Origin of the sequence: Altericroceibacterium endophyticum, from assembly GCF_009827595.1 — a bacterium.
In the GTDB taxonomy this organism is placed as follows: Bacteria; Pseudomonadota; Alphaproteobacteria; order Sphingomonadales; family Sphingomonadaceae; genus Altericroceibacterium; species Altericroceibacterium endophyticum.
Map to the genome: position 1 here is coordinate 71,822 of NZ_WTYT01000004.1, position 23,853 is coordinate 95,674.

Consider the following 23,853-nt stretch of genomic DNA (forward strand, 5'->3'; position numbering starts at 1 on the left):
TTACCACTCCCCCCGATAATCGTGATTTTCGGAAACCATTTCCTTCAGACTGGTGGGCCCGCCTACCGGCTCCACCGTATGACGCCCCGGTTCCTGCGTGCCGGCCTTGGGACTTTCACCCTTTTCCAGCGCGTCGAGCACGCTTTCCAGTCGATCCGAAGTCAAATCTTCGTAATTGTCGTCATTGATCTGAACCATCGGGGCAGAGGCGCAATTGCCCATGCATTCCACCTCCGTCAGCGTCCACAAACCGTCGGAGGTCGTATGCCCCTTCTTCATGCCACGCTTGTAGCATGTTTCCAGAACATCGTCCGAGCCGCGCAGCATGCAGGGCGTCGTTCCGCAGACCTGCACGTGATATTTCCCGACCGGCACCAGATTATACATGGTGTAGAAGGTCGCGACTTCGACCACGCGAATGATCGGCATGGCAAGATAGGTCGCGACATATTCCATCACGGGAATCGGCAACCAGCCCTGCGTATCGGTTTCTTCACCCACCTGGCGCTGGGCAAAATCGAGCAGCGCCATCACGGCGCTTTTCTGACGGCCTTCAGGATAGCGGGCGATGGCTTCTTTCGCCTTCGCATCCCACTTTTCATTGAAGGACCAATTGCCCCAGCGTTCACGCAGTTCGGGCGTGTCAGCTTCCAGATAACGGTCAGCCATTAGCGAACGAACTCCACTCGAGAGCACTTGTCGCCCTCAAAACTGTAAATTGCCACAACGTCGAACGGCTCGCCCGTAGCGGAGCGACGCACGCGTTCATGGAGGACAACATTGTTGCCCAGTTCCTGTGACCACATGATATCTGCGCGGTTTTCAGGGAATTCTGCGAACATTGCCTTCAGGCCGGTTCGCGTCCCTTCTTTGCCATCACGCACAACATCACCGCGATAGCCCGCTTCGCAGGCATCATCAGTCATCAGCGCAACATAGGCATCCGCATCCTGTGCGTTGTAATGCTCGATCATCTTCTGGGCGATGGACAGTTTACTCACCGGTCACACTCCCCGAACACCACATCGATCGCCCCCAGAATAGCAGTCGCATCGGACAGCATATGGCCTTTGCACATGAAATCCATCGCCTGCAAATGGCTGAAGGCGGTCGGACGAATCTTGCAGCGATAGGGTTTGTTCGACCCGTCGCTGACCAGATACACACCGAATTCACCCTTGGGGCTTTCAGTTGCCACATACACTTCAGCTGCCGGGACGTGAAAGCCCTCGGTATAGAGTTTGAAGTGATGGATCAGCGCTTCCATCGACTGCTTCATCTCGGCGCGTTTCGGCGGAGCGACCTTGCGATCATCCGAAGCAATTGGACCTTCCGGCATTTCCGCAAGACATTGCTTCATGATGCGGGCGGATTGGCGAACCTCCTCCACGCGGACCATGAAACGGTCATAGCAATCCGAATTGGTGCCAACCGGAATTTCAAAATCCATCCGGTCATAGACATCGTAGGGCTGGCTCTTGCGCAGATCCCAGGGAATGCCTGCCGCACGGATGAGCGGGCCGGAGAAACCCCAGGCCAGCGCGTCTTCCTTGCTCACCTTCGCGATATCGACGTTACGCTGTTTGAAAATGCGGTTGTCGACCACCAGGCTCATCGCATCTTCGAACAACTCGGGCAGACGCGTATCAAGCCAATCGGCGATATCCGTCAGCAGCTTGAGCGGCACATCCTGATGCACCCCGCCCGGCCGGAACCAGGCGCTGTGCATACGGGCGCCCGAAGCGCGTTCAAAAAAGTTGAGGCAATCTTCGCGAATTTCGAACAGCCACAGGTTCGGCGTCATCGCGCCAACATCCATCACATGACTGCCAATGTTGAGCATGTGGTTGGAAATGCGTGTCAATTCAGCGAACAGCACACGCAAATATTGTGCGCGCAGCGGCACTTCGACATTCAGCAGCTTCTCGATCGCCAGAACATAAGAATGTTCCATGCAGAGCGGCGAGCAATAATCGAGCCGGTCGAAATAAGGCAGTGCCTGCAAATAGGTCTTGTATTCGATCAGCTTTTCAGTGCCGCGGTGCAGCAGCCCAACATGCGGATCGACACGCTCAACGACTTCGCCGTCCAGTTCCATGACCATGCGCAGCACGCCATGGGCCGCGGGATGCTGCGGACCGAAATTGATCGTGTAATTGGTGATCGTTTCGTCACCAGTGGTCGGCGACTGTTCAAGTGTCAGACCGCTCATTTGCCCGGCTCCTTGTCCTGCTCAGTCGCGCCCTTGGTATCGGCAACCTTGCCTTCACGCGCCGGTTTGGCCGGGCGGTCTTCGGTAGGTTCAGGCGCCTTGTCGTCTGCGGCAGCCTTGTCATCCTTTGCCGGTCCGGCATCGCTTTTCTGTTCAGCGGCCTTGGCATCGGCTTTGGCACCGGCACCCGTATCAGAGGGCTTGTCGGTCGTCTTGGCTTCCTTGGCCTTCGGCGGCTCCGGATTTTCGGCAACCTTCTCATCACCCGGCAACACGTAATCGGCGCCTTCCCACGGGCTCATGAAATCAAAGCTGCGGAAATCCTGTGCCAGCTCGACAGGCTCATAGACCACCCGCTTTTCCTCTTCGGAATAGCGAATTTCCTGATAGCCCGACAGCGGGAAATCCTTGCGGAAGGGATGCCCTTCAAAGCCGTAATCGGTGAGGATACGGCGCAGATCGGTATTCCCGTCAAACAACACGCCATACATGTCGAACACTTCACGTTCGAGCCACCCGGCGACCGGCCACAGCGTGGTGACCGTGGGAACCGGCGTGTTCTCATCCGTCGAAACCTTCGCCATCAGGCGATGATTCTTCGTCACCGAGAGCAGCATGTAAACAACTTCAAACCGCTCAGGCCGCTGCGGATAATCAACGCCGGCGATTTCCATCAGCTGCTGATATTCGTGTTCGTCACGCAGCAGGCGCAGCGCGTCCGCGATTCGGTCACGCTTGATGGTGAGCAACAGCTCACCATGCTCCTGCGTCACGTCGACGAGCATATCGCCCAGCGCTGCGGACAGCGTGTCACCCAAACCCTCGATCGAGGAGAAGCGCGGTGCAGAGTGCAGTATCTGTGCCATATCGCGTCTCCTCAGCGCTCGATCGTGCCCTGGCGGCGGATCTTCCGCTGCAGCTGCATCACACCGTAAAGCAGAGCCTCTGCCGTCGGCGGGCAGCCCGGAACATAGATATCCACCGGCACAACGCGGTCACAGCCGCGCACAACCGAATAGCTGTAATGGTAATAACCGCCGCCATTGGCGCAGCTGCCCATCGAAATCACATATTTCGGCTCGGACATCTGGTCATAGACCTTGCGCAAAGCGGGCGCCATTTTGTTGCACAGCGTACCGGCCACGATCATCACGTCGCTCTGACGCGGTGAAGCGCGCGGCGCAGCGCCGAAGCGCTCCATGTCGTACCGCGGCATGTTCACATGGATCATTTCAACCGCGCAGCATGCGAGGCCGAAAGTCATCCACCACAGCGACCCCGTACGGGCCCACTGGAACAATTCCTCGGTCGACGTAACCAGAAAACCCTTGTCGTTCACTTCTGTCGACAGGGCGTTGAAATAATCCTGTTCAGGCTGACGAATTTGGCCAGGCTGCGCAGCGGGGATGGTTTCATTTACTCCCATTCCAACGCTCCTTTCTTCCAGGCATAGATGTAACCGATGATCAGCTCACCCAAAAAGACCATCATGGTGATCCACCCGGCCCAGCCGGTAATGTCCAGACTGACGGCCCAGGGAAACAGGAACGCTGCCTCCAGGTCGAAAATGATGAACAGGATCGCCACCAGATAGAAGCGCACATCGAACTGGCTCCGCGAATCTTCGAATGCGGGAAAACCGCATTCATACTCGCTGAGCTTGTCCGCATTTGGATTGTGCGCCCCTGTCAGGCGCGACACGCCCATAGGCAGGAACACGAAGAGGGCCGAGAGGGCCAGCGCGATCCCAAGGAAAATAAGGATCGGCAAATATTGCGTTAGATCGACCAAGAGCTGACTCGATTGCTTGCTTATGTTGCTCGCGCACTAGTCCTACCTGCCGAAGGGTTCAAGGGTGATGGCCCAGTTTTTGCGTTGTTGCGCGGCGCTCGCAATAAGGCTGCAATATGCGGGGTGGATTGTGTTTCACGCTTCGCAAACCTAAATCAAAGAACGAGGCGCTGTTGCGGCAATCATTATTAACGCGGCAGCAATATCACGGCAATGAAAGGGCCCTGAAAATTATGGCAGTCTTCTCCGAAAACGATCCAATCGTTATCCTGTCCTATGCACGCACTCCGATGGGGGGGATGCAGGGCGCGCTGTCCGATGCCTCGGCAACTGATCTCGGCTCCACCGCCGTTCGGGCCGCGGTGGAACGCGCTTCTGTCAGCGGAGAGGATGTGAACCGCCTCTATATGGGCTGTGTTCTGCCGGCGGGACTCGGTCAGGCTCCGGCCCGGCAGGCTGCGATCAAGGCCGGCCTTCCCAAATCGGTGGAAGCAACCACCGTCAACAAAGTGTGCGGCTCCGGCATGCAGACGGTGATCATGGGGTCAGAGGCATTGGCAGCCGGCACCGTCGATATCGTGGTAGCAGGCGGCATGGAGAGCATGACCAATGCGCCATATCTGCTGAAGAAGCACCGCTCCGGCGCGCGTCTGGGCCATGACACGGCCTATGACCACATGTTCCTCGATGGTCTTGAAGATGCCTATGAAGCGGGCGCAGCGATGGGCTCCTTCGCGCAGGACACCGCCAATGACTACAATCTGACGCGCGAGGATATGGACGAATATGCGATCGAATCCCTCGCCCGTGCCAATAAGGCCATTGAAAGCGGCGCCTTTGCCGATGAAATCGCCCCGGTGACCATCACCACCCGCAAGGGTGAGCACACCGTGGACACCGATGAGCAGCCCGGTAAGGGCCGCCCGGACAAGATTCCGCAATTGCGCCCCGCCTTTGCCAAGGACGGTACGATTACCGCAGCAACGTCCTCCTCGATTTCCGACGGTGCGGCCGCCCTCACCCTCACGCGGGAAAGCGTGGCAAAGGAGCGGAACCTGAAGCCTGTCGCACGGATCGTTGGCATGGCCGCCCATGCGCAGGAACCACGCGCCTTCACCACCGCCCCGGTCGGCGCAATCGAAAAGCTGCTCAAACAGACCGGCTGGAGCATTGATAAGGTTGATCTTTTCGAAGTGAACGAAGCGTTTGCCTGTGTCGCCATGTTCGCGATGAAGGATCTGGGCATTCCGCATGACAAGATCAATGTGAATGGCGGCGGCACGGCTCTTGGCCACCCGATCGGCGCCAGCGGCGCGCGCATTATCGTGACTCTCCTGAACGCCCTGAAGCAGCAGGGTAAAAGCAAAGGCATCGCCAGCCTGTGCATTGGCGGCGGAGAAGCCACCGCCGTTGCGGTTGAACTTATCTGATTGGATTAAAGGGGCGCTTAGGCGCCCCTTTCTTTCTCGGCATCAGGGCTGACCAGCTCCCCACAGGCGCGCGCTCTGCACCCAGCCGCGATGCCCGGCGACATTAAGCTCGCACCAACCGCCTCTACATTGCCCCAAAATGCCGACCACGCCGGGCTCCAGCTGCCATTTGAGCGGCGCACCAGCAGATCCCTCTGCCCGCATTGCCGCCTCACCCTCGCCAATCACAACCGCGCTGCGCCGTGGGTTGAGCAGGCGCGCGACGATCCATCCCTGGGCACCATCCTGATCCTGAACCAGCCGCCAGCCACCTTTCAGCCGTACGACCTTTATCGGCAGATCCTTACGGTGATACACCCACTCGATCCGATAGGATGGGCTGGGACCAACCCGCATGTTCACCTTATCCGCGCGCAAAGATGCCCAATAGGGAACTTCGCGGTCCTGCGCATGGGCGGCCCGAATCGGGAGACAGAGAAGAACAAGCAAAGCCAGACAGATGCGCATGAGCAGGGCTTTAGCGCGCCCAAGCGACAGGGTTCAAGCATCCTGCACAACTGTTTTGAGGGCACACTCCGCAAGTCCATTTCAAACGAGACTTGCCCGAAACAACAATCATACTTAACAGCTCGCGCCAAGCTAGATCATTAGCGGGAGGGGAAATTCGACCATGTTGCGCAAATACGCTGCCGCCCTACTCATGTTGCTGAGCCCAGCGATTGCTCATGCAGAGCCCATAGCCATCATCGATCCCTTTGCTGTAGCCGGAAATAGCGGTGACACGGCCTGGATTCTGGTCTGCTCCGCGCTGGTCCTGCTGATGACATTGCCGGGCCTGGGCCTGTTTTATGGGGGATTGGTTCGCGCCAAGAACTTTCTGTCGGTCCTGCTGCAAATCGGCGCAGTCGCCGCCGTCGCTTCGCTGCTCTGGGTGCTGGTTGGCTATACGCTGGCCTTCGGCATGCCGACCAATGGCTGGCTGGGCGCGGGCAATGCCTGGATGCTGATCCGACTGGATGCCGTCCGCCAGGCGACCACTATTCCCGAAAGCACATTTGCGCTGTTTCAGATGACCTTTGCCGCCATCACCCCTGCCCTGATGGTTGGCGCATGGGTTGACCGTGCGCGATTTGGCTGGGTCGTAACCTTCTGCGCCTTCTGGAGTCTGATCGTCTATGCCCCGGTCACGCATTGGATCTGGGGCGGAGGCTGGCTGGGTGAGCTGGGCGTGCTCGATTTCGCCGGTGGCATCGTTGTCCATACGACGGCCGGCGTCTCTGCCCTCGCCGTGGTACTTTTGCTAGGCAAACGGCAGGGTTTCCCGGGCGGCGCTTTGCTTCCCCATGCCCCTGGGCTGACCATGCTGGGCGCGATGCTGCTCTGGGTCGGCTGGTTCGGCTTCAATGGTGGCTCTGCCCTCACCGCGACCGATGACGCCTCCACAGCCATCATCAACACCCATGTTGCCGCCGCCTGCGCCGCGCTGGTCTGGCTCGGCATCGAAAAGCTCACCTTTGGCAAGGCCACGACGGTCGGCTTTGCCACCGGAGCCATTGCCGGTCTGGCGACAATCACGCCGGCGGCAGGCTTTGTCTCGCCCGGAGCAGCCGTTCTGATCGGCGCAGCCGGTGCGGTGGTTTGCTATGGCGCTATCCAATTGGTGAAGAACAAAGCCAGGATCGACGATTCCCTCGATGTTTTTGCCGTGCACGGCGTTGGCGGTATGCTGGGCTCCGTTCTGCTGGGCGTATTCCTGTCACCGATATTCGGCGGCACCGGTTACGCTGAGGGTATGAACATGCTGTCGATGTTGGGTGTACAAGCATTTGGTGTGCTGCTCGTGGCCACCTTCTCCGCAATCGCAACAGTCGCCATTGCGTTTGGCGTTTCGCTCTTCATTCCCATGCGTGTCGATGAAGATTCCGAACGTCAGGGGCTCGATGTCTCCAGTCATGGTGAAAGAGGCTGGGAGCTGGATTGATCCGGGGCGCCAAACGGCCCCCCAATGCTGACGGCGCTAAAGCGTGAAACATCACGCTGGTAATCGGTCCGATTTCGCTCAGGCGAAGGCCTTCAGACGTGAATCTGTTCCCGAACCTACCTGGTCCTGCGGCACGGTCCAACGGTCAACCGGAACAGGTTGCGGCGAAGGCATCCCAGCCACTCACGCCACGCTATCAAAAAACGGCGCGCTGCCCGCGAGGACAGCGCGCCGCTGGAAAGATGAGCAACCCGGCTGTGCTTCGCAGCGCGGGCGCGGTTATCAATCGCCGGTCAGTATCCGCTCGATCAATTCCTTCACCGTGGGGGTGTAATTGTTGGAATAGAACGGGTCCTGCTTGAAACGATATGCCGCGTGGCCGGCAAACATCAGATTTTCATCAATCGGGTCACCATGGGCGATATCCTGCAGGGTCTTCTGAATGCAGAAGCTGCGCGGGTCCGCCAATCGGCCGGTGGTGAAATCATCATGGTCTTTCCATGAGGAAAAGCCGCAATGTGACAGACAGCCCATGCAGTCGGCCTGATCCTTGCGGATAATCGCGCGTTCGTCAGGCGTGACAAAGACCACCGTGTCATCGGGCGTTTTCAGAGCTTCGGTAAAGCCTTCTGCCACCCATCCCCGGGCGCGGTCCCGGTCCTTGGGCGTGACCCAGAAGTTCTTGCCCTTCACCCCGACATCGAGCTGCACCGTATGTTCGCCCGCTTCGACCTTGGAATAGGGAATCTGGCGCTCGGAACGCTCTTCCAGATTACGCAGGAAAGGGTTGCGAACAGCGGAGCTGTAAAATCCGGTGGGGGAGAAACGATGCAGCGACACATCGCCCGGTTCCAATTCGCGCAGCGCATCCTTCCATCCTTGCGGAATGGGGCTTTCCTGCGTCAGCAGGGGCCGCGTGCCAAACTGGAAGGCAATCTGCCCCAGTTCAGGATTATCGATCCAGTTTTCCCAATCACGCAGGGCCCAGACGCCGCCGGCCATCACGATCGGCACATCATCGGAAATGCCTTCCTTGCGCATGACATCGCGCAAAGCCTTTACGCGGGGATATGGATCTTCCGGTTTGCGGGGGTCTTCGGCATTGGAGAGGCCATTATGGCCGCCAGCCAGCCAGGGATCTTCGTAGACCACTGCGGCCATCAATTCGCTGACCTTGTGATAGGCCCGCTTCCAGAGCGCGCGAAAGGCGCGGCCAGAGCTGATAATCGGCAGATAGTGAACATTATAGCGCGCGGCGATTTCAGACAGCTTATAGGGCATGCCTGCACCGCAAGTGACGCCTGCCACCAAACCGCGTGTCTGCTCCAGAATGCCTTCCAGGACAGGCTGGGCACCACCCATTTCCCACAGCACATTGATGTTGATCGCACCCTTGCCACCGGAAATTTCATGCGCACGCCGCACCTGTTCCACGCCGCCATCAATAGCGTAGCGGATCAGCTGTTCGTGCCGTTCCTTGCGGGTCAGCTGTTCATAGACCTGAGGGATAATCTTGCCTTCAGCATCGTAGCTGTCGGCATTAACGGCGCTCACTGTACCTATTCCGCCAGCCGCCGCCCAGGCACCAGAACTGGCATGGTTGGTGGCCGAGACACCCTTACCACCTTCGATCAACGGCCAGACTTCACGTCCAGCATATTGAATCGGCTTCAAACCTTTGAAAGACATAGTAACCCCGATTAACGACGCCCGTCAGGCCGCCGCCTCTTCCTCTTGGTCGCCAGGCTGGCGACATGGTTCGATTTCAGATGGCTCCGGCCGATCGCCGACAGCCTCAAATTCTGCATAATATCCCGCAAGCTCGGGCTTACGCTCAAAACCAACCAGGCGAAAGCCCAACTGGTTAAATTCGCAAAACAGCAATTGTGGATCGATTCCGTGCTGATCCGTTGGCCGGTCAGCATCGACCACGATGACCCTTCCGCCCTTTCTCAGTGACGGACGCAAGCGCCACAGAAAGGCGAAAGGCTCAGCCACTTCGTGATACATATGGACCAGAAAAATCCGGTCAAAACTGTCCTTGGGCAGGCCCGGATCGGCGATCACGCCGCGCTTGATCGCGACATTGCCCAGCCGCTCCCGCTCGATCCGATTGCCGAGCCGTTCCAGCGCGCTGGCATCGACATCCTGCGCCAGCACGCGGCCGGATGGTCCGACACGCTCCGACAGGCGCACAGTGTAATAGCCTTCACCAGCGCCAATATCGGCCACGGTCATCCCCGGCCGAATATCGGCCAGGTCCATCACCGTCTGCGCTTCACGCCGGTCATCACGGGCACGCTCATTCGAAACAGATGTCGCCCCCAAGGGCGAAACAGGCCGGAACGCACGCGGGAATTCACGCGCGTTTTCCGGTCGCCCGGCATCATCACTGGCTTGATTACAGCCGCTGAGCACCAGCAGGCACGCCAGAGAAAGGCCGCGCAGGAATGTCAATCGACATCCTCCACATCCACGGCATCACCCGTCACCCGCTGCGCCAGTGCAGCTGCGATGAAGTCATCGATTTTGCCGTCCAGCACATCGCCCGGTGCGGTTGATGTTACGCCGGTGCGCAAATCCTTGACCATCTGATAAGGCTGCAAGACATAAGAACGGATCTGGTGGCCCCAGCCAATTTCAGTCTTTTCCTGATATTCGCCCGATGCGTCTGCCTCGCGCCGCTGCAATTCCGCCTCGTAAAGACGTGCTTTCAGCATGTTCATCGCGGTGGCGCGGTTCTTATGCTGCGACCGGTCATTCTGGCTCGCCACCACAATACCGCTCGGCATATGGGTGATACGCACGGCGGAATCGGTCGTGTTGACGTGCTGACCGCCCGCGCCGCTGGCGCGATAGGTATCGATGCGAAGATCGCTTTCATTGATATCGATTTCGATATCGTCATCAATCACCGGATAGACCCAGACGCTGGAAAAGCTCGTATGGCGGCGGGCTGAACTGTCATAAGGGCTGATCCGGACCAGGCGATGCACACCGCTTTCGGTTTTGGCATAGCCATAGGCGTTCTCGCCCTTGACCAGCAGGGTCGCCGATTTGATGCCGGCCTGCTCGCCTGCATGATAATCGACCACTTCAACCTTGTAGCCCCGGCTTTCCGCCCAGCGCGAATACATACGCTGCAGCATCTCGGCCCAGTCCTGGCTCTCCGTTCCGCCAGCCCCGGCATGCACTTCGATATAAGTGTCGTAGGAATCCGCTTCACCCGACAGCAGCGCCTGCACCTTGTCGGCATCGGCGCGTGCAGCAAGCTGTTCCAGCGAGGTCAGCCCTTCATTGATCGTGTCATCATCGTCCTCAGCCTCGCCAAGTTCGACAAATTCGATCGCATCGGACATTTCCTGCGAAATTTCATTCACGGTGCCAATCGAGCTTTCGAGATAGCGCCGTTCACGCATCACGTTTTCAGCTTCTTTTGGATTGTCCCACAAAGTGGGATCTTCCACCTTGGCGTTCAGTTCATCCAAGCGGCGCACCGCCATGTCCCAATTCAGCGAGCGACGCACGAGTGCGAGCGCGGCCTCGATCCGGTCAATATGAGCCTGCCCTTCGGCACGCATAGCAAATCTCCGTTGTTCGGTGCCCGTGTAACCGAGCATTTTGATTTACGATAGAGGTGGGGTGACGGCGCGCTGACGCAAGCCGCAAATGACCCGAGGCCGGGCCTCAACTAGCCAGCTTCCGCAAGAGCTTGCGGAAGCGGTGATTCACTTCGTGCCGGAAAGCGCGCGCACCTTTGCAAGGCTGCGCGAAACATGCTGGCGCCAGTCCAGATCGGAATAGGCCATCACAATACGTCCATCAGGCGCGATAACGTAAGACGTCCGATCACTGAGGCCAGTGTCGGCGCCTTGCGGACTGAAGGAGACGTCATAATTGCGGATCGTCGCCGCACTTGCCCGGGCTACCGGAAAGGCATCGCGGCATTCTTCGGTCGAGAATTTCTGCAGCGTCGGCAGATCATCAGCGGAGAGGCCAACCACTTGCGCGCCAGCCGCTTCAAAATCGTCCATCGCCTCAGCAAAGGCGTTCGCTTCCAATGTGCAGCCCTTGGTAAAGGCCTTCGGGAAGAAATAGAGCACAACCGGCCCCTTCTTGAGCGCCTTCTGCAGGTCGAACGAAAAAACCTTACCCGCAAGCGCGCCCTTGGTGGCGATCTCGGGAGCCTTTGCCCCTTGATCCAGTGCAGCATTGGCCGGACCGGACAGGCAAACCGCAACAAGAGCGGCGGCGACAGCGAAGCGTGCGTTTTTCATAGCTTACAGAATGCTCTTAGAACTGCTGGAAGTCCATCACCTTTTCGCCGCGCCCCAATTGCGGGGGTATCGCGATGATCAATAGAGACCGCCCTGCTCTTCCACAAAGTTGGCTGGCTGATCGTCCTGCTTCTTGGCAGCGCCGCGCTCACGACGCTTGAGCTGGGCCATCACCAGACTGCGCAAACGGTCAATCTCTTCCTGCCTTGCGGCGCGGCGCGGTTCCGTATCCGGCTTGAACGCTTCCCAGATAACCCCGGCGAGCGGTTCACCACTGGGCCATGCATCAAAGACGCGTCCACCGGTCCGCCGATCAACGCGGACCATGCGTACACCTTCGGGGGCCAGGAACGGGCGCTCGGACCATTTATCGCGTGTTTCTTTCACGAATTGTTTGAACATCGGTGCTGCATAGGTGCCGCCCTGAACCCAGCCGCCGAGATTGCGCGGCTGATCGAAGCCCATATAGACGCCGGCCACAATATCCGGCGAACCGCCCACGAACCAGACATTGGTCGGCCCCGTGGTCGTGCCGGTCTTGCCTGCCAGCGGCATGTTGAGATCGCGCAAGACAACCGCAGTGCCGCGTTGAACCACGCCTTCCATCATGTGAATCACCTGATAGGCCGTGCGCGGGTCCAGCACCTGCTTACCCTTTTGCGCCAGCCGTGGCATCGGCTCACCATTCCATTCAGGCATATTGCAGCCCGTGCAATCACGCGTATCGGCGCGCCAGATCACTTTCCCGCGGCGATCCTGAACATAATCGATCACTGTCGGATTATGTTGCAGGCCATGATCGACCAGCGCGGAATAAGCATTCACCATTTTCAGCACGGTGGTGTCACCCGCACCAAGCGCAAAAGCCGGATAGGGTTTGTAAGAACCGATCCCGACGCGATCGATGGTCTTGGTGACATTTTCCATTCCCGCATCCATCGCGATATGGATCGTCATCAAATTGCGGGACTGTTCCAGACCCCAGCGCATCGTATGCTCACCGCCGGAACCCCCGCCATAGTTGCGGAAGCATTTCTCGCCCAGATTGGACCCCTGATAATAACAATATGTCTCATCAGGGACCATCGTCGCCGGTGTCATCCCGTTATCCAGGCCTGTGGCATAGACGAACGGCTTGATGGTAGAGCCGGGCTGACGGTTGGCCTGCGTGGCACGGTTGAAAGCGCCAAGCCGCGAATCAAAGCCGCCCTGTATCGCCAGAATACGGCCGTTATTGGGGTCCTGCGCAACGAAGCCACCGGACACTTCAGGAACAGTCTGCAAGCGATAGCCATTGCCGCTGGGTGATGCGGCAACCACGTCGCCTGCCGCCAATTTGTTCGGAAAGTTGGACAGCGGATATTCCTTGCCATCGGTAAAGCCGATCTGCGCCGACTTGCCCGAACGCTGCGTAATCACGCCAACGCGCCAATCCTTGTAATTGGTTGAGAGATAGGAACTGGCGAGTTGCCCCTTCCAATTGCCATCTTCCAGATTGATCGTGGCAATCGGGCCGTGCCAGCCACGATTCCCCTGATACCGCATCAGGCCGGCACGCAGGCTGTTCTGCGCCGCATCCTGCAATTCGGTATCCAGCGATGTCCGCACCCAGAGCCCGCCAGCATAAACGCTATGCGGCCCGTCTTCAGCGGTTTCGCCATATTTGCCGATCAGCTGCCGACGTACTTCCTCAAGGAAATAGCCCGCATCGGCTGATTGGGTCCCGGAATGCTGCGCCACGATCCCCAGCGGCGTCGCCTGTGCTGCGCGCGCTTCTGCCTCGGTGATGTGGCCATTTTCCTGCATCTGGGACAGCACCCAGTTACGCCGCTCCAGAGCCGCATCGTAATGTTTTTCGCGGCTATAGGTCTCTGGCGCCTTGGGCAAAATGGCCAGATAGGCCATTTGCGGCAGATTGAGATCGCCGACATCCTTGTCGAAATAAGCGCGCGCTGCGGCCTGCACCCCAAAGCTGCGGCGTCCGAGCGGTATCTCGTTAAGATACAGCTCCATAATCTGCTGCTTGCTGAGCACATCCTCGATCCGGCGGGCGAGAATCATCTCTTTCAGCTTGCGCGTCACCGAATATTCATTGCCGACCAGAATATTCTTGGCGACCTGCTGCGTGATGGTGGAACCGCCGCGGGCGCGTTCGCCCGACCCCAGCTTGCTGGTGTAATCCACCACAGCAGCGGCCAGACCAGTGATGTCGACCCCGCCATGAGTCCAGAAAGTCTTGTCTTCTGCGGACGTGTAAGCGTTGACCAGCTGTTCTGGAAAATCCCGATATTGCAGCTGCACGCGCCGCTCACGCGCGAAAGAATGCACGATTTCCCCATCGATTCCGCGCACCATGGTGGGCAAAGGCGGCTCGTAATCCAGCAGCACCTCGGCATCAGGCAAATCCCGAGCCAGCGCAAACCAGGCAGCGATCAGCGCCAGCAGACCAAAGCCAATCAGGAAAAAGGCCCAGCGAAAGAGCCGTTTCCCGCGCCAGTTCCCCCGGAACCAGGACCAGGCACTGCCGGTGTCCCGGCGCAGACGATGACGGATATATTCGCCGGTATTCTGTTCTGTCTCTGACATGGTGATCAGCGCCTTAGCATGGGAAATCCGTTTCGCGCCAGAACCAAGCGCATCGGATGATACAGATCATATCTTCGCTGCTCAGTCCGCGCTGCGGCGTGCGAAATAGACCCGGATTGCCCGGCTCATAATGAGCGCAAAATTGCGGCGCCCCTCCGCTGACATCAGCCAGCGCGCCTCAGCCGGGTTGGAAATATAGCCAGCCTCAAACAGAACCGAGGGCATATCCGGTGCCCGCAGCACCACCAGCGCCGCCGATCGCAAGGGATTTGCGTGAAATTTCAGCGTAGGCTTATCCCCCATCTGGCCCGCCATGCTTTTTCCTTCGCGCAGGATAAGGCGGGCAAATTCGGCGGAATCATTCAGCGCCTGCCTTTGAGACAGCTCGACCAGCAGGGAATTCACATTTTCACTGTGTCCCGACAATTTGACGCCATTCACAATATCGGCGCCATTTTCCCGCTGGGCGAAGCGCGCCGCCGCATCGGTGGAGGCCGCGTCCGACAAGGTATAAATGCTCGCGCCTGATACGCCATCCAGATCCCCGGCAGAATCGGCATGAAGCGAAATGAACAGATCGGCGTTGAGCTCGCGGGCAATCGCAAAGCGCTCTTCGAGCGCCAGAAAGCTGTCATCATCGCGGGTCAGCACCACGCGTAGCCCCCCGTCTTTCAGCAATTGATCGCGCAGGGCCTGTGCCAGCCCCAGCACCAGATCCTTCTCTTTTACGCCCTGCCCGCTTGCACCGGGATCATACCCCCCATGCCCGGCATCAATGACCACCAAGGGCCGCGTATCATCCGCGCTGCCCTGCACCAAAGGAATCCTGAGCGCCTTATTCTCGGCGGGAAGATCCACCCGCACCACATAATCGCGCCCCAGACTGGGGACAGGAATAGTCAGGCCGAGCAAATAGACCGCGCCCAGTATTGCCAGGGGCGCGAACAGAATAAGCGGGATCTGAAAACGGGGCGACATAAGGGGTTAAGCGGTAATGCGGCCCATTAACGAATGCCAAGTTATTTTTCGCTAGTGCGCAACATGGTTGCTCCGCCGACAGGGTGGTGCTAGCCAATGCAAACCGGGTGCAGTCGCACCAACGGAGATTACCCGTCGGGCTATATGCCCGGAGACGGAAGATTTTACAGGTTGATGCCTTAATGAAAAGCCAAAGTCCGTCCCTACCACTGGAGCAGATTTGCTGCGCCGTGGCAGTGACGCATGCTGGCGCGCAGACGCAATTCCTGCGCCGTTCCTTAATGGCAGACACATTTACCCCCCTGCATCGGCAAGCGGCCGGTCGGGGGTATGTTCCCAATGGCAGCATGGCAAGCAACACGCAGCCATGCGCCTTTTTTCAGACAAATGCGCGCCTTTTCCCGACTGCTGGCCTGGCGATTACCCCGGCCGGATCGGACCCGCGCGCACGGAGACTATTCAATGGCAACGCGCATGCTAATCGATGCGCGCCACTCGGAAGAAACCCGGGTGGCGGTTCTCAAAGGCAATCGGATTGAAGAATTCGACTTTGAATCTGCTGAACACAAGCAGATCAAGGGCAATATCTATCTCGCCAAGGTAACGAGGGTCGAACCCTCCCTGCAGGCTGCATTCGTGGACTTTGGCGGAAATCGCCATGGCTTCCTCGCCTTCAGCGAAATCCATCCGGATTATTATCAGATCCCGAAGGAAGATCGCGAAGCTCTTCTCGCCGAAGAAGAAGCGCATGCAGAGGAAGAAGCCGCCTTGCGGGCGGCGGACCATGGCGATGATGACGACGATGATGATGATGACGACGAAAACGGCGGTCTCGAGGAAATCGATACGTCGGAGAAGAACGACGTCGCCACAATCGAAGATGGCCATGTAGATCGCGACGATAATTCCAACTCGGATGACGATTCCGACGAGGATGACGACGACAGCGATGATTCCGATGAAAATAGCGACGATGATCGTTCGCGCCGGCGTGGCCGCAAACCCCGCGGCAATCGCCGTCAGGGCCGCGGCCGCAGCAAGGAACTGGACGATCTGCGCGCGCGCCGTCACGCTTTGCGCCGCCGTTACAAGATTCAGGACGTCATTCAGCGCCGTCAGGTTCTGCTGGTGCAGGTCGTGAAGGAAGAACGCGGCAATAAAGGCGCCGCGCTGACCACCTATCTCAGCCTTGCCGGTCGCTATTGCGTGCTGATGCCCAATTCCAGCCATGGCGGCGGCATTTCGCGCAAGATTTCCAACGCGGGTGACCGTAAACGGTTGAAGCAGATCGTATCCGGCCTCAGCCTGCCGAAAAGCATGGGCCTGATCGTTCGGACCGCCGGACTGCAGCGCACCAAGCCTGAAATCAAACGCGACTTTGATTACCTCGCACGTTTGTGGGATGAAATACGCAATCGCACGATGACATCGGCTGCTCCGGCCATGATCCATTCGGACAGCGACCTCATCAAACGCGCGATCCGCGATATCTATAATCGCGAAATCGAAGAAGTGATCGTCGAAGGCGAAGCAGGCTACAAAGCCGCCAAGCAGTTCATGAAATTGCTGATGCCCAGCCATGCGCGCCGGGTGAAAGCCTATTCCGACCCGGTTCCGCTGTTCCAGCGCCATGGTGCGGAAGACGAGCTTTCGGCAATGTATGATCCGATGGTGCAGCTGAAATCCGGCGGCTATCTGGTCATCAACCCCACAGAAGCGCTGGTGTCCATCGACATCAACTCGGGCCGTTCGACCAAGGAACACGGGATCGAACAGACCGCGCTGGCCACCAATATGGAAGCCGCGCATGAAATCGCCCGTCAGTTGCGCCTGCGCGACATGGCCGGTCTGGTCGTGATCGACTTTATCGACATGGAACACAATTCCAATGTCCGGAAAGTCGAAAAGGCGATGAAAGATTCGCTCAAGAACGACCGCGCCCGCATTCAGGTTGGCCGGATCTCGGGCTTCGGCCTGATGGAAATGAGCCGCCAGCGTTTGCGCACAGGCGTGCTGGAAGCAACCACGCGCGAATGCCCGCATTGTGATGGCACAGGGCTTGTTCGCACGGCATCCAGCGCGGGTCTCTCGGCCCTGCGTCTGATCGAAGACGAAGCCGCCAAGGGCAAGGGCACGGTCATTTCGCTTTATGCGTCCACCGAAGCCGCCGTCTATATGCTGAATGCCAAGCGCGCCGATCTGGCAGAGATTGAGGAACGCTATGGCGTGACGGTTCAGGTCGTGCCTGAAGGTGAGGACGAAGGCGCGAAGATGCGCGTTGGAAGTTCCGGTCCGCGCCCAGCCAACGCCCCTAAATTCGCTCCCATCGTCGATGAAGATGACGATGATGAGGAAGAAGAGGATCTCCCCGAAGAAACCTCCGAAGAGGATGATGAACCGCGCAAGAAGCGTCGCCGTCGTCGTCGTGGTGGCCGGGGCCGCAATAAGCGCAACGATCAGGACGAGAATGGCGAAGAGAGCCGCAATGACGATGATCGCGGCGACGATGACAATGCGTCCTCCGAGGATTCGGAAGAGAGCGACAAGTCATTCAGCCCCCGCGATAATTCGGATAGTGACGGTGAAGAGCAGCCGAAGAAGCGCCGCCGTCGTGGTGGCCGCCGCCGGAAGCGTTTCGACGATGGTGAAACGTCCAGTGACAATGCCGATAATGACGAAAAGTCGCATAATCAGTCGGATAATCAGCAGGATGATTCCGCTGACGCCGTAGAGCAGGTTTCGCAGCAGTTGGAAGATGACATCGCCGTCGTGGCCGATCCTGCCGATACCCCGGCAGCAGAGGAACAGACTGCGGAAAAATCGGCAGAGGACACTGAAGAAAAGCCGAAGCCCAAGCGTCGCAGCCGCCGCAAGAAGCCAGTGGCTGAAAACGCCGAAGCGGAAAGCACCACCACTGAAAGTGGCTCGGCAGATGCCTCAGCGGATGCCCCGGCATCCGCCGACGCTCCAGAAGCCGCAGAAGAAAAGCCCAAGCCCAAGCGCCGCACGCGGCGGAAAAAGGCCGATGCTGATCAGGAAAGCGGAGCGAGTGCGGATACAGCCACGGCAGAAACGCCTGCATCCGGCACGGCTGACAATGAAGCGGAAGAAAAGCCGAAGCCCAAGCGCCGCAAGCGCCGGACGAAAGCTGAGATAGAAGCGGATAAGGCCGCGAAAGCCGCAGCGGCAAACACCGCTGAGGATGACGCCAAAAAGGCTGATGCGCCCTCACAGCCCGCTCCTGCTCCGGCAGCAAAGCCTGAACCTGCTGCACCAGCACCGGCGCCTGAATCGGCTCCTGCGGCGCAGACCGGAATTACGGAAACACCTGAAATAAAGGTGTCCGGCGGCTCCAGCTCGGATGATGATGACCAGGACAAGTCACCCCGCCGCGGTTGGTGGCAACGCACCTTCGGCTGATTTTATACAGCTATAGAAAAAGCCCGCCCTTCTCTCAGGAAGTGGCGGGCTTTTTTATGCTCCGGAAAGAACAGCGCCCTCACCTCGCGCTGTTGCGCCCCACTCTCAATAGGGAATGCGCTGGCCATCCCATGCGAATAGATGGCCATTATCCTCCGCATCACACTGATTAAGAACAGAAATGATATGCGCTGCTGATTGCGCTGCCGTTTGCAGCTGCCCCTGCGGCAGGTTCTTCTGAAACGGCTCTGACAGGCGCGTATCGACCGTGCCCGGATGCACTCCAATGGCAAACGCCTGGTCGTTTCTGCGGTTCATTTCGATCCCGACATTGCGCAGCAACATATTGAGCGCCGCCTTCGACGCGCGATAGGAATGCCACCCGCCGATCCGGTTATCGTCCATCGACGCCACACGAGCAGAAAGCGCCGCGAACACCACCCGCCCCTCACGCGGAAAAATCAGCGCGCAATATTTGGCGATCAGCGCCGGACCGATAGCATTGATGGCAAAGCTTTTCATCATTGCCTGCGGATCGATAGAAGAAAGAGACTTTTCCGGTTCGCTGCCATCATCCAGCGTAAGCGCGCCGGTGGCGACAAAAACGAGCTGAGGTGGATCGAGCCGCATCATCTCCGCCGCCTCGCGCAGACTCGACTCGGATTCCAGATCGAAATGAAATGGTGTTATCCCCGAGCCTTCGATGACGTGCCCCGATCGGCTGCCCGCATAGATTTTTGCGCATCCGGCGCGGCGCAATTGCTGCATGACAGCGTTGCCGATCCCGCCCGAAGCCCCGAAAATTGCGGCTTTTTGCGGCCACAAAGCTGTTTTATCTGCCAAAAATAAGCTCCTGCCCGCAACCCTCTATTCTCTAAACTGCCGAACCGTCCCCTGTATCCGGCGCAAAAAAACGCCGCCGATCGGCAAATCCGCCCCGCTAAGCTTGCCCCGCGCGCTACAATCGTTAGATAGGGCGCATCCAGCAGGGATTTTGGAATTATGGCAACCTTCACCCTTCCGAAGAACAGCAAGATCACCGGCAAAAGCCAGCGGCACACAGCCCCTGACGCGAACCGGCTTCAGAAGTTCAAGATCTATCGTTACGATCCGGATAGCGGCGACAATCCGCGTTATGACTATTTTGAGCTCGATCTTGATGATTGCGGCCCGATGGTTCTGGACGCGCTGATCAAGATCAAGAACGAGGTTGATCCGACGCTCACGTTCCGCCGGTCGTGCCGTGAAGGGATTTGCGGCTCTTGCGCCATGAACCTCAATGGCAAGAATGGCCTGGCCTGCACCACCGCGATCGAAGATCTGAAGGGCGAAATTCAGATTACGCCACTGCCGCATATGGAAGTGGTGAAGGATCTGGTTGGCGACTTCACGCATTTCTATGCGCAATACGCCTCCATCCGTCCCTGGCTGCAAACCGTTTCCACGACCCCATCGGGTAAGGAACGCCTGCAATCGCCGCAGCAGCGTGAACAGCTCGACGGCCTGTATGAGTGCATCCTGTGCGCCTGCTGCTCCACGTCCTGCCCCAGCTACTGGTGGAATTCGGACAAGTTCCTGGGCCCCGCAATTCTGTTGCAGGCCTATCGCTGGCTGGCGGATAGCCGCGATGAAATGACCGGTGAGCGGCTAGACGAGCTGGAAGATCCCTTCCGCCTCTATCGCTGCCACACGATCATGAACTGCGCCAATGTCTGCCCCAAGGGTCTGTCACCGGCCAAGGCGATTGCTGAAATCAAGAAGATGCAGGCCGATCGGCAGGCCTAAGTGCATTCTGATAAGAGTGGAGATGCAAGCGGGCTTAGTCTGAGGGCTGATCCCGAGCATGATGGCTGGTTCAGCTGGCAGCTTGGCGGCGATGACGCCAATCGCTTCAATCGTGAAGTCATGGGCAAAATGCTGCTGCGGCGTGATGATGACACGCATGCCCGCTTGCGCATGTTGCCGCTGGAACGCCACCTGAACCCCATGGGCACAATCCACGGCGGCGTGATCATGGCGCTGATCGATATCTCGCTCTTCACCACCTGGCGTGTGCTGACCGACAATCCGGTTGGCGGCGCTGTTACAGTTGAACTGAACAATCATTTCGTCGGTCCGGGCACTTTGGAACAGCCCATAGATTCGGTTGGCGAAATCGTGCGCGAAACGGGCCGTATGGTCTTTTTGCGCGGGCAAGTTGAACAGGAACAGGGGCCCGTTGCGTCCTTTTCCGGCATCATTCGGAAAGCAAGTGCATGAGCGGGTTGCTGGAGCGATATCACGCGCTGGTCGAAGCCGGTGAATTGCGCGCCGACCGCGAACAGGAAGCTGCGGCAAAGCAGCTTGCCAGGTTGCAGGATGAACTGGAGCATAGCGCCGCCCCCGGGTTGATGGGCCGTCTGTTCGGTTCCCGCCCCAAACGCCCACGCGGCGTGTATATGTGGGGCGGCGTCGGACGCGGTAAAAGCATGTTGATGGATCTGTTTCACGACACGCTGGATATTCCGACAAAGCGGCGCGCACATTTCCATGCCTTCATGCTGGATGTGCATGCCCGCCTGCGTGATGCGCGCAAGACCGAGAGCGGCGATCCCATTCCCCCCGTGGCCAAAGCCCTTGGGGGCGAACTCGACGTGCTCGCTTTTGACGAGATGGTGGTCAACAATTCCGCCGATGCGATGATTATGAGCCGCCTCTTCCGCGCGCTGATCTGCGAAGAGAATGTGGCAGTTGTGACCACCAGCAATCGTCCCCCGCGCGATCTGTATAAAAACGGGCTTAACCGAGAGCATTTCCTGCCCTTTATCGACCTTATTCAGAATCAAATGGATGTGGTCGAACTCAATGGCGCAACCGATTACCGGCTGGATCGACTGGCGGGGCTGGAAACATGGCATACCCCGCTCGGCGATGCCGCGACGGCTCAGGTGCGTGAGGCCTTTTTCCGCCTGACCGATTATGCCCCCGAAGATGCCGACCACGTGCCATCGGCCGATCTTGATCTGGGCGGCGGCAGGACGTTGCATGTGCCCAAAAGCCTGAAAGGCGTGGGTGTATTCAGTTTCAAACGGCTCTGCGGGGAACCGCGCGGCGCATCAGATTATCTGGCTATCGCGCATAATTATCACACCGTCATCATTGTCGGAATCCCTACCCTTGGGCCGGATGACCGCAATGAGGCAGCGCGTTTCGTGACGCTGATAGATGAGCTTTATGAAAACCGGGTGAAGCTGTTCGCCACTGCGGCGGCCGAGCCTGAGGCACTGTATGTCGCCGGTGACGGGTCGTTCGAATTTGAACGCACCGTCAGCCGCCTGATGGAAATGCAGAGCGAAGACTACATGGCGCTGGGCCATGGCGAAGACGGTTGAATTGCACGCAACCGATCCCACATAGCCACGTGTTCCGGCGTTAATTTCCCGCCGATGTGAGATCCAATATGATTGACCTTCGCCCTTTCGAACAGCTGCATAATTCCAAGGCCGGCGACTGGCTGGATGCGCGTTTCCATTTCAGCTTTTCAAACTATTTCGACCCCGAGCGCATGAATTGGGGCCGGCTGCGCGTATGGAATGATGACCGGATCGGTCCGCGTTCCGGTTTTCCGCCGCACCCACACGAGAACATGGAAATCATCACCTATGTGCGCGGCGGCAAGCTGACGCATAAGGACAATATGGGCAATGTCGGCGTTACCAGCGCTGGCAATGTTCAGGTGATGAGCGCAGGAAGCGGCGTCGTCCATGCGGAATATAATGCTGAGGATGAGGACGAATATAACTTCCAGATATGGATCGAATCCGACCAGCGCGGTGGCGATTCCTATTGGGAATTGCGTGAATTTCCGAAAGATGACCGGGCCGGCCAATGGGTAGTCCTGGCCAGCGGCGATCCGGAAGCGGACGACGCCTTGCCAATCCGCTGTGACGCACGCGTCTTGGGGGCGACGGTACGCGCTGGAGATACGTTGAGCTACACGCCTTCGCAAAGCACCCGGCACCAATATCTGGTGCCATCACAAGGACGCATCCGGGTAAATGGCGTGGAGGCGAAGCAGCGCGACGGCCTGGCCATCACCCAGGAGGATCAGATTACCATCGAAGCGCTGGAAGACAGCGAATTGGTGATGGTGGATTCACTCTGACACCGGCCACGGGCGCAGGATCAGGCCTTTGTAATCAGTTTGTCCTGCGCCTTGGTCAGCCGGCCCATTACTTTGAGATCGCTGGGGCTGAGCTGCAGTGCCGTGTCGGCCCATAGCTCGGTTATCCGGCGCATTTCTTCGAGTTCCAGCGGGCGGGCCATCCGCATGGCCTTACGCGCATTGACCAGTCCAATATGCCGGCGATCCGCTTTCTTGATGAAATCGCGTGTAGCCGTGATCCCTTCACCGGGTTCAACCACTTGGTGAACAATGCCCAGATCGTACATTTCCTGAGCGCTGTAGTTCTCATTCGACGTGATCAGACGATCGGCCATGGCCGTGCCCAATTTGCGCGACAGAATTGAATGAGCTCCCATGCCTGGGAACAAGCCGAACATCGTTTCTGGCAGGCCGAAACGTGCGGTTTTTTCAGCGATAATGTAATCGAATGACAGCAGGGCTTCAAAACCACCCCCCAGCGCATCCCCCTGAGCCAGACCAATGGTTATCAACGGCAGATCGAGCGCCTGACAATTGCGGTGAAGAATCTCGACGCAGCGATGGCCATAGCGAACCAGACTGTCACGGTCCCCTTGTTCGATCAGCTTACTGAACAGCCCAAGATCACCACCAAAACAGAATATATCCTTGGAACGGCTCCCCAGAACCAGATAGCGCAAAGGGACCTTTCCCGGGCCGAAGCTGGACGTGATCAGCCGCTGCCAATCTTCAAAATCATGCAGCAAGGCGGGGGTAAAGCTGGGCCTGCCGGTTGGCCGCATAAATGTCCAAAGGGTCTGCTTGTCACTTTCATACAAAGCTTCCAGCTCTGAAAGTGCGAACAGCGCCGGATCAATCGCCAGATGGTTGCGGCTTTCCTGCACCAGATATTCGTCACCGCTGCCAAAGCCGATGGCAGGTTCCGAGGATGTGTCGGTTGAATTCACATCATCCCGATCAAGGTGCCGTAACTGATCCATATCTGCCCCGTTTCCCCGCAGCGGCCCAGTCGGCCGCCAGCTTGTTGCGATGCA

22 protein-coding genes are annotated in these 23,853 nt (G+C 58.3%); 7 read left to right on the top strand and 15 right to left on the bottom strand.

The genetic code is table 11. The features are described from left to right. Genes GRI91_RS09570 through ndhC form a run of 6 tightly spaced genes read right to left on the bottom strand, consistent with a single transcriptional unit; the run spans position 1 to position 4,003 of the window. The gene (locus GRI91_RS09570; RefSeq protein ID WP_160736459.1) at positions 1 to 669 is read right to left on the bottom strand and encodes a complex I 24 kDa subunit family protein; all 669 of its coding nucleotides are present in this window, start codon (positions 667 to 669) and stop codon (positions 1 to 3) included. Further along, complete coding sequence (locus GRI91_RS09575) at positions 669 to 974, bottom strand: nuclear transport factor 2 family protein (protein ID WP_160736761.1); 306 nt, start codon at positions 972 to 974, stop codon at positions 669 to 671. Before GRI91_RS09575 ends, GRI91_RS09570 begins: the two co-directional genes overlap by 1 nt. Positions 975 to 997: 23 nt before the next feature. Next, positions 998 to 2,212: an NADH-quinone oxidoreductase subunit D gene (locus GRI91_RS09580; RefSeq protein ID WP_160736460.1), complete on the bottom strand. Its 1,215-nt coding sequence runs from the start codon at positions 2,210 to 2,212 to the stop codon at positions 998 to 1,000. Next, positions 2,209 to 3,078 carry an NADH-quinone oxidoreductase subunit C gene (locus GRI91_RS09585; RefSeq protein WP_202385548.1) on the bottom strand — a complete coding sequence of 290 codons (870 nt, stop codon included), beginning with the start codon at positions 3,076 to 3,078 and terminating at the stop codon, positions 2,209 to 2,211. Before GRI91_RS09585 ends, GRI91_RS09580 begins: the two co-directional genes overlap by 4 nt. Positions 3,079 to 3,089: 11 nt before the next feature. After that, positions 3,090 to 3,638 carry a NuoB/complex I 20 kDa subunit family protein gene (locus tag GRI91_RS09590; RefSeq protein WP_160736461.1) on the bottom strand — a complete coding sequence of 183 codons (549 nt, stop codon included), beginning with the start codon at positions 3,636 to 3,638 and terminating at the stop codon, positions 3,090 to 3,092. Next, the gene (ndhC, locus tag GRI91_RS09595) at positions 3,629 to 4,003 is read right to left on the bottom strand and encodes an NADH-quinone oxidoreductase subunit A (RefSeq protein WP_160736462.1); all 375 of its coding nucleotides are present in this window, start codon (positions 4,001 to 4,003) and stop codon (positions 3,629 to 3,631) included. Before ndhC ends, GRI91_RS09590 begins: the two co-directional genes overlap by 10 nt. A 233-nt stretch (positions 4,004 to 4,236) precedes the next feature. Here ndhC and GRI91_RS09600 point away from each other — a divergent pair, with 233 nt between their 5' ends. Further along, on the top strand, positions 4,237 to 5,433 hold the full coding sequence (locus tag GRI91_RS09600; RefSeq protein WP_160736463.1) for a thiolase family protein: 1,197 nt from the start codon (positions 4,237 to 4,239) through the stop codon (positions 5,431 to 5,433). Between the two features lie 42 nt (positions 5,434 to 5,475). Here GRI91_RS09600 and GRI91_RS09605 read toward each other — a convergent pair whose 3' ends face one another. Then, the gene (locus tag GRI91_RS09605) at positions 5,476 to 5,940 is read right to left on the bottom strand and encodes an SH3 domain-containing protein (protein WP_160736464.1); all 465 of its coding nucleotides are present in this window, start codon (positions 5,938 to 5,940) and stop codon (positions 5,476 to 5,478) included. Positions 5,941 to 6,103: 163 nt separating this feature from the next. On the opposite strand from GRI91_RS09605, the gene GRI91_RS09610 reads away from it, so the two are divergent. Next, positions 6,104 to 7,414 carry an ammonium transporter gene (locus tag GRI91_RS09610; RefSeq protein ID WP_160736465.1) on the top strand — a complete coding sequence of 437 codons (1,311 nt, stop codon included), beginning with the start codon at positions 6,104 to 6,106 and terminating at the stop codon, positions 7,412 to 7,414. A gap of 282 nt (positions 7,415 to 7,696) precedes the next feature. Here the strand turns inward: GRI91_RS09610 and GRI91_RS09615 are convergent, their stop codons facing one another. The 6 genes from GRI91_RS09615 to GRI91_RS09640 all read right to left on the bottom strand — a co-directional run bounded on the left by GRI91_RS09615 (position 7,697) and on the right by GRI91_RS09640 (position 15,255). Next, the gene (locus tag GRI91_RS09615) at positions 7,697 to 9,103 is read right to left on the bottom strand and encodes an NAD(P)H-dependent flavin oxidoreductase (RefSeq protein WP_160736466.1); all 1,407 of its coding nucleotides are present in this window, start codon (positions 9,101 to 9,103) and stop codon (positions 7,697 to 7,699) included. Positions 9,104 to 9,127: 24 nt separating this feature from the next. After that, positions 9,128 to 9,862 carry a class I SAM-dependent methyltransferase gene (locus tag GRI91_RS09620; protein ID WP_237437805.1) on the bottom strand — a complete coding sequence of 245 codons (735 nt, stop codon included), beginning with the start codon at positions 9,860 to 9,862 and terminating at the stop codon, positions 9,128 to 9,130. 5 nt (positions 9,863 to 9,867) lie between these two features. Beyond that, the gene (gene prfB / locus GRI91_RS09625) at positions 9,868 to 10,995 is read right to left on the bottom strand and encodes a peptide chain release factor 2 (RefSeq protein ID WP_160736467.1); all 1,128 of its coding nucleotides are present in this window, start codon (positions 10,993 to 10,995) and stop codon (positions 9,868 to 9,870) included. 147 nt (positions 10,996 to 11,142) lie between these two features. Continuing rightward, positions 11,143 to 11,691, bottom strand: coding sequence for a peroxiredoxin (locus tag GRI91_RS09630; protein WP_160736468.1), 549 nt, complete (start codon positions 11,689 to 11,691; stop codon positions 11,143 to 11,145). Between the two features lie 78 nt (positions 11,692 to 11,769). Continuing rightward, entirely contained in the window at positions 11,770 to 14,277 is a 2,508-nt protein-coding gene (locus GRI91_RS09635) for a penicillin-binding protein 1A (protein WP_160736469.1), read from the bottom strand. A gap of 81 nt (positions 14,278 to 14,358) precedes the next feature. After that, entirely contained in the window at positions 14,359 to 15,255 is an 897-nt protein-coding gene (locus GRI91_RS09640) for an N-acetylmuramoyl-L-alanine amidase family protein (RefSeq protein ID WP_160736470.1), read from the bottom strand. Between the two features lie 462 nt (positions 15,256 to 15,717). Here GRI91_RS09640 and GRI91_RS09645 point away from each other — a divergent pair, with 462 nt between their 5' ends. Further along, entirely contained in the window at positions 15,718 to 18,675 is a 2,958-nt protein-coding gene (locus GRI91_RS09645) for an Rne/Rng family ribonuclease (RefSeq protein ID WP_160736471.1), read from the top strand. 105 nt (positions 18,676 to 18,780) lie between these two features. On the opposite strand, the gene GRI91_RS09650 is transcribed toward GRI91_RS09645, so the two are convergent. After that, a complete protein-coding gene (locus tag GRI91_RS09650) occupies positions 18,781 to 19,518 on the bottom strand; it encodes an SDR family NAD(P)-dependent oxidoreductase (RefSeq protein ID WP_237437786.1) in 738 nt (245 codons plus the stop codon). A gap of 159 nt (positions 19,519 to 19,677) precedes the next feature. Here GRI91_RS09650 and GRI91_RS09655 point away from each other — a divergent pair, with 159 nt between their 5' ends. The 4 genes from GRI91_RS09655 to GRI91_RS09670 all read left to right on the top strand — a co-directional run bounded on the left by GRI91_RS09655 (position 19,678) and on the right by GRI91_RS09670 (position 22,819). Beyond that, positions 19,678 to 20,460, top strand: a complete 783-nt coding sequence (locus GRI91_RS09655; protein ID WP_160736472.1) for a succinate dehydrogenase iron-sulfur subunit — start codon at positions 19,678 to 19,680, stop codon at positions 20,458 to 20,460. After that, positions 20,461 to 20,934 carry a PaaI family thioesterase gene (locus GRI91_RS09660; protein ID WP_337190354.1) on the top strand — a complete coding sequence of 158 codons (474 nt, stop codon included), beginning with the start codon at positions 20,461 to 20,463 and terminating at the stop codon, positions 20,932 to 20,934. After that, positions 20,931 to 22,046, top strand: coding sequence for a cell division protein ZapE (zapE, locus tag GRI91_RS09665; RefSeq protein ID WP_160736473.1), 1,116 nt, complete (start codon positions 20,931 to 20,933; stop codon positions 22,044 to 22,046). Before GRI91_RS09660 ends, zapE begins: the two co-directional genes overlap by 4 nt. Before the next feature lie 68 nt (positions 22,047 to 22,114). Beyond that, positions 22,115 to 22,819 carry a pirin family protein gene (locus GRI91_RS09670; RefSeq protein ID WP_160736474.1) on the top strand — a complete coding sequence of 235 codons (705 nt, stop codon included), beginning with the start codon at positions 22,115 to 22,117 and terminating at the stop codon, positions 22,817 to 22,819. Positions 22,820 to 22,839: 20 nt separating this feature from the next. On the opposite strand, the gene GRI91_RS09675 is transcribed toward GRI91_RS09670, so the two are convergent. Beyond that, positions 22,840 to 23,799 carry a crotonase/enoyl-CoA hydratase family protein gene (locus GRI91_RS09675; RefSeq protein WP_160736475.1) on the bottom strand — a complete coding sequence of 320 codons (960 nt, stop codon included), beginning with the start codon at positions 23,797 to 23,799 and terminating at the stop codon, positions 22,840 to 22,842. Between the last annotated feature and the right edge of the window lie 54 nt (positions 23,800 to 23,853).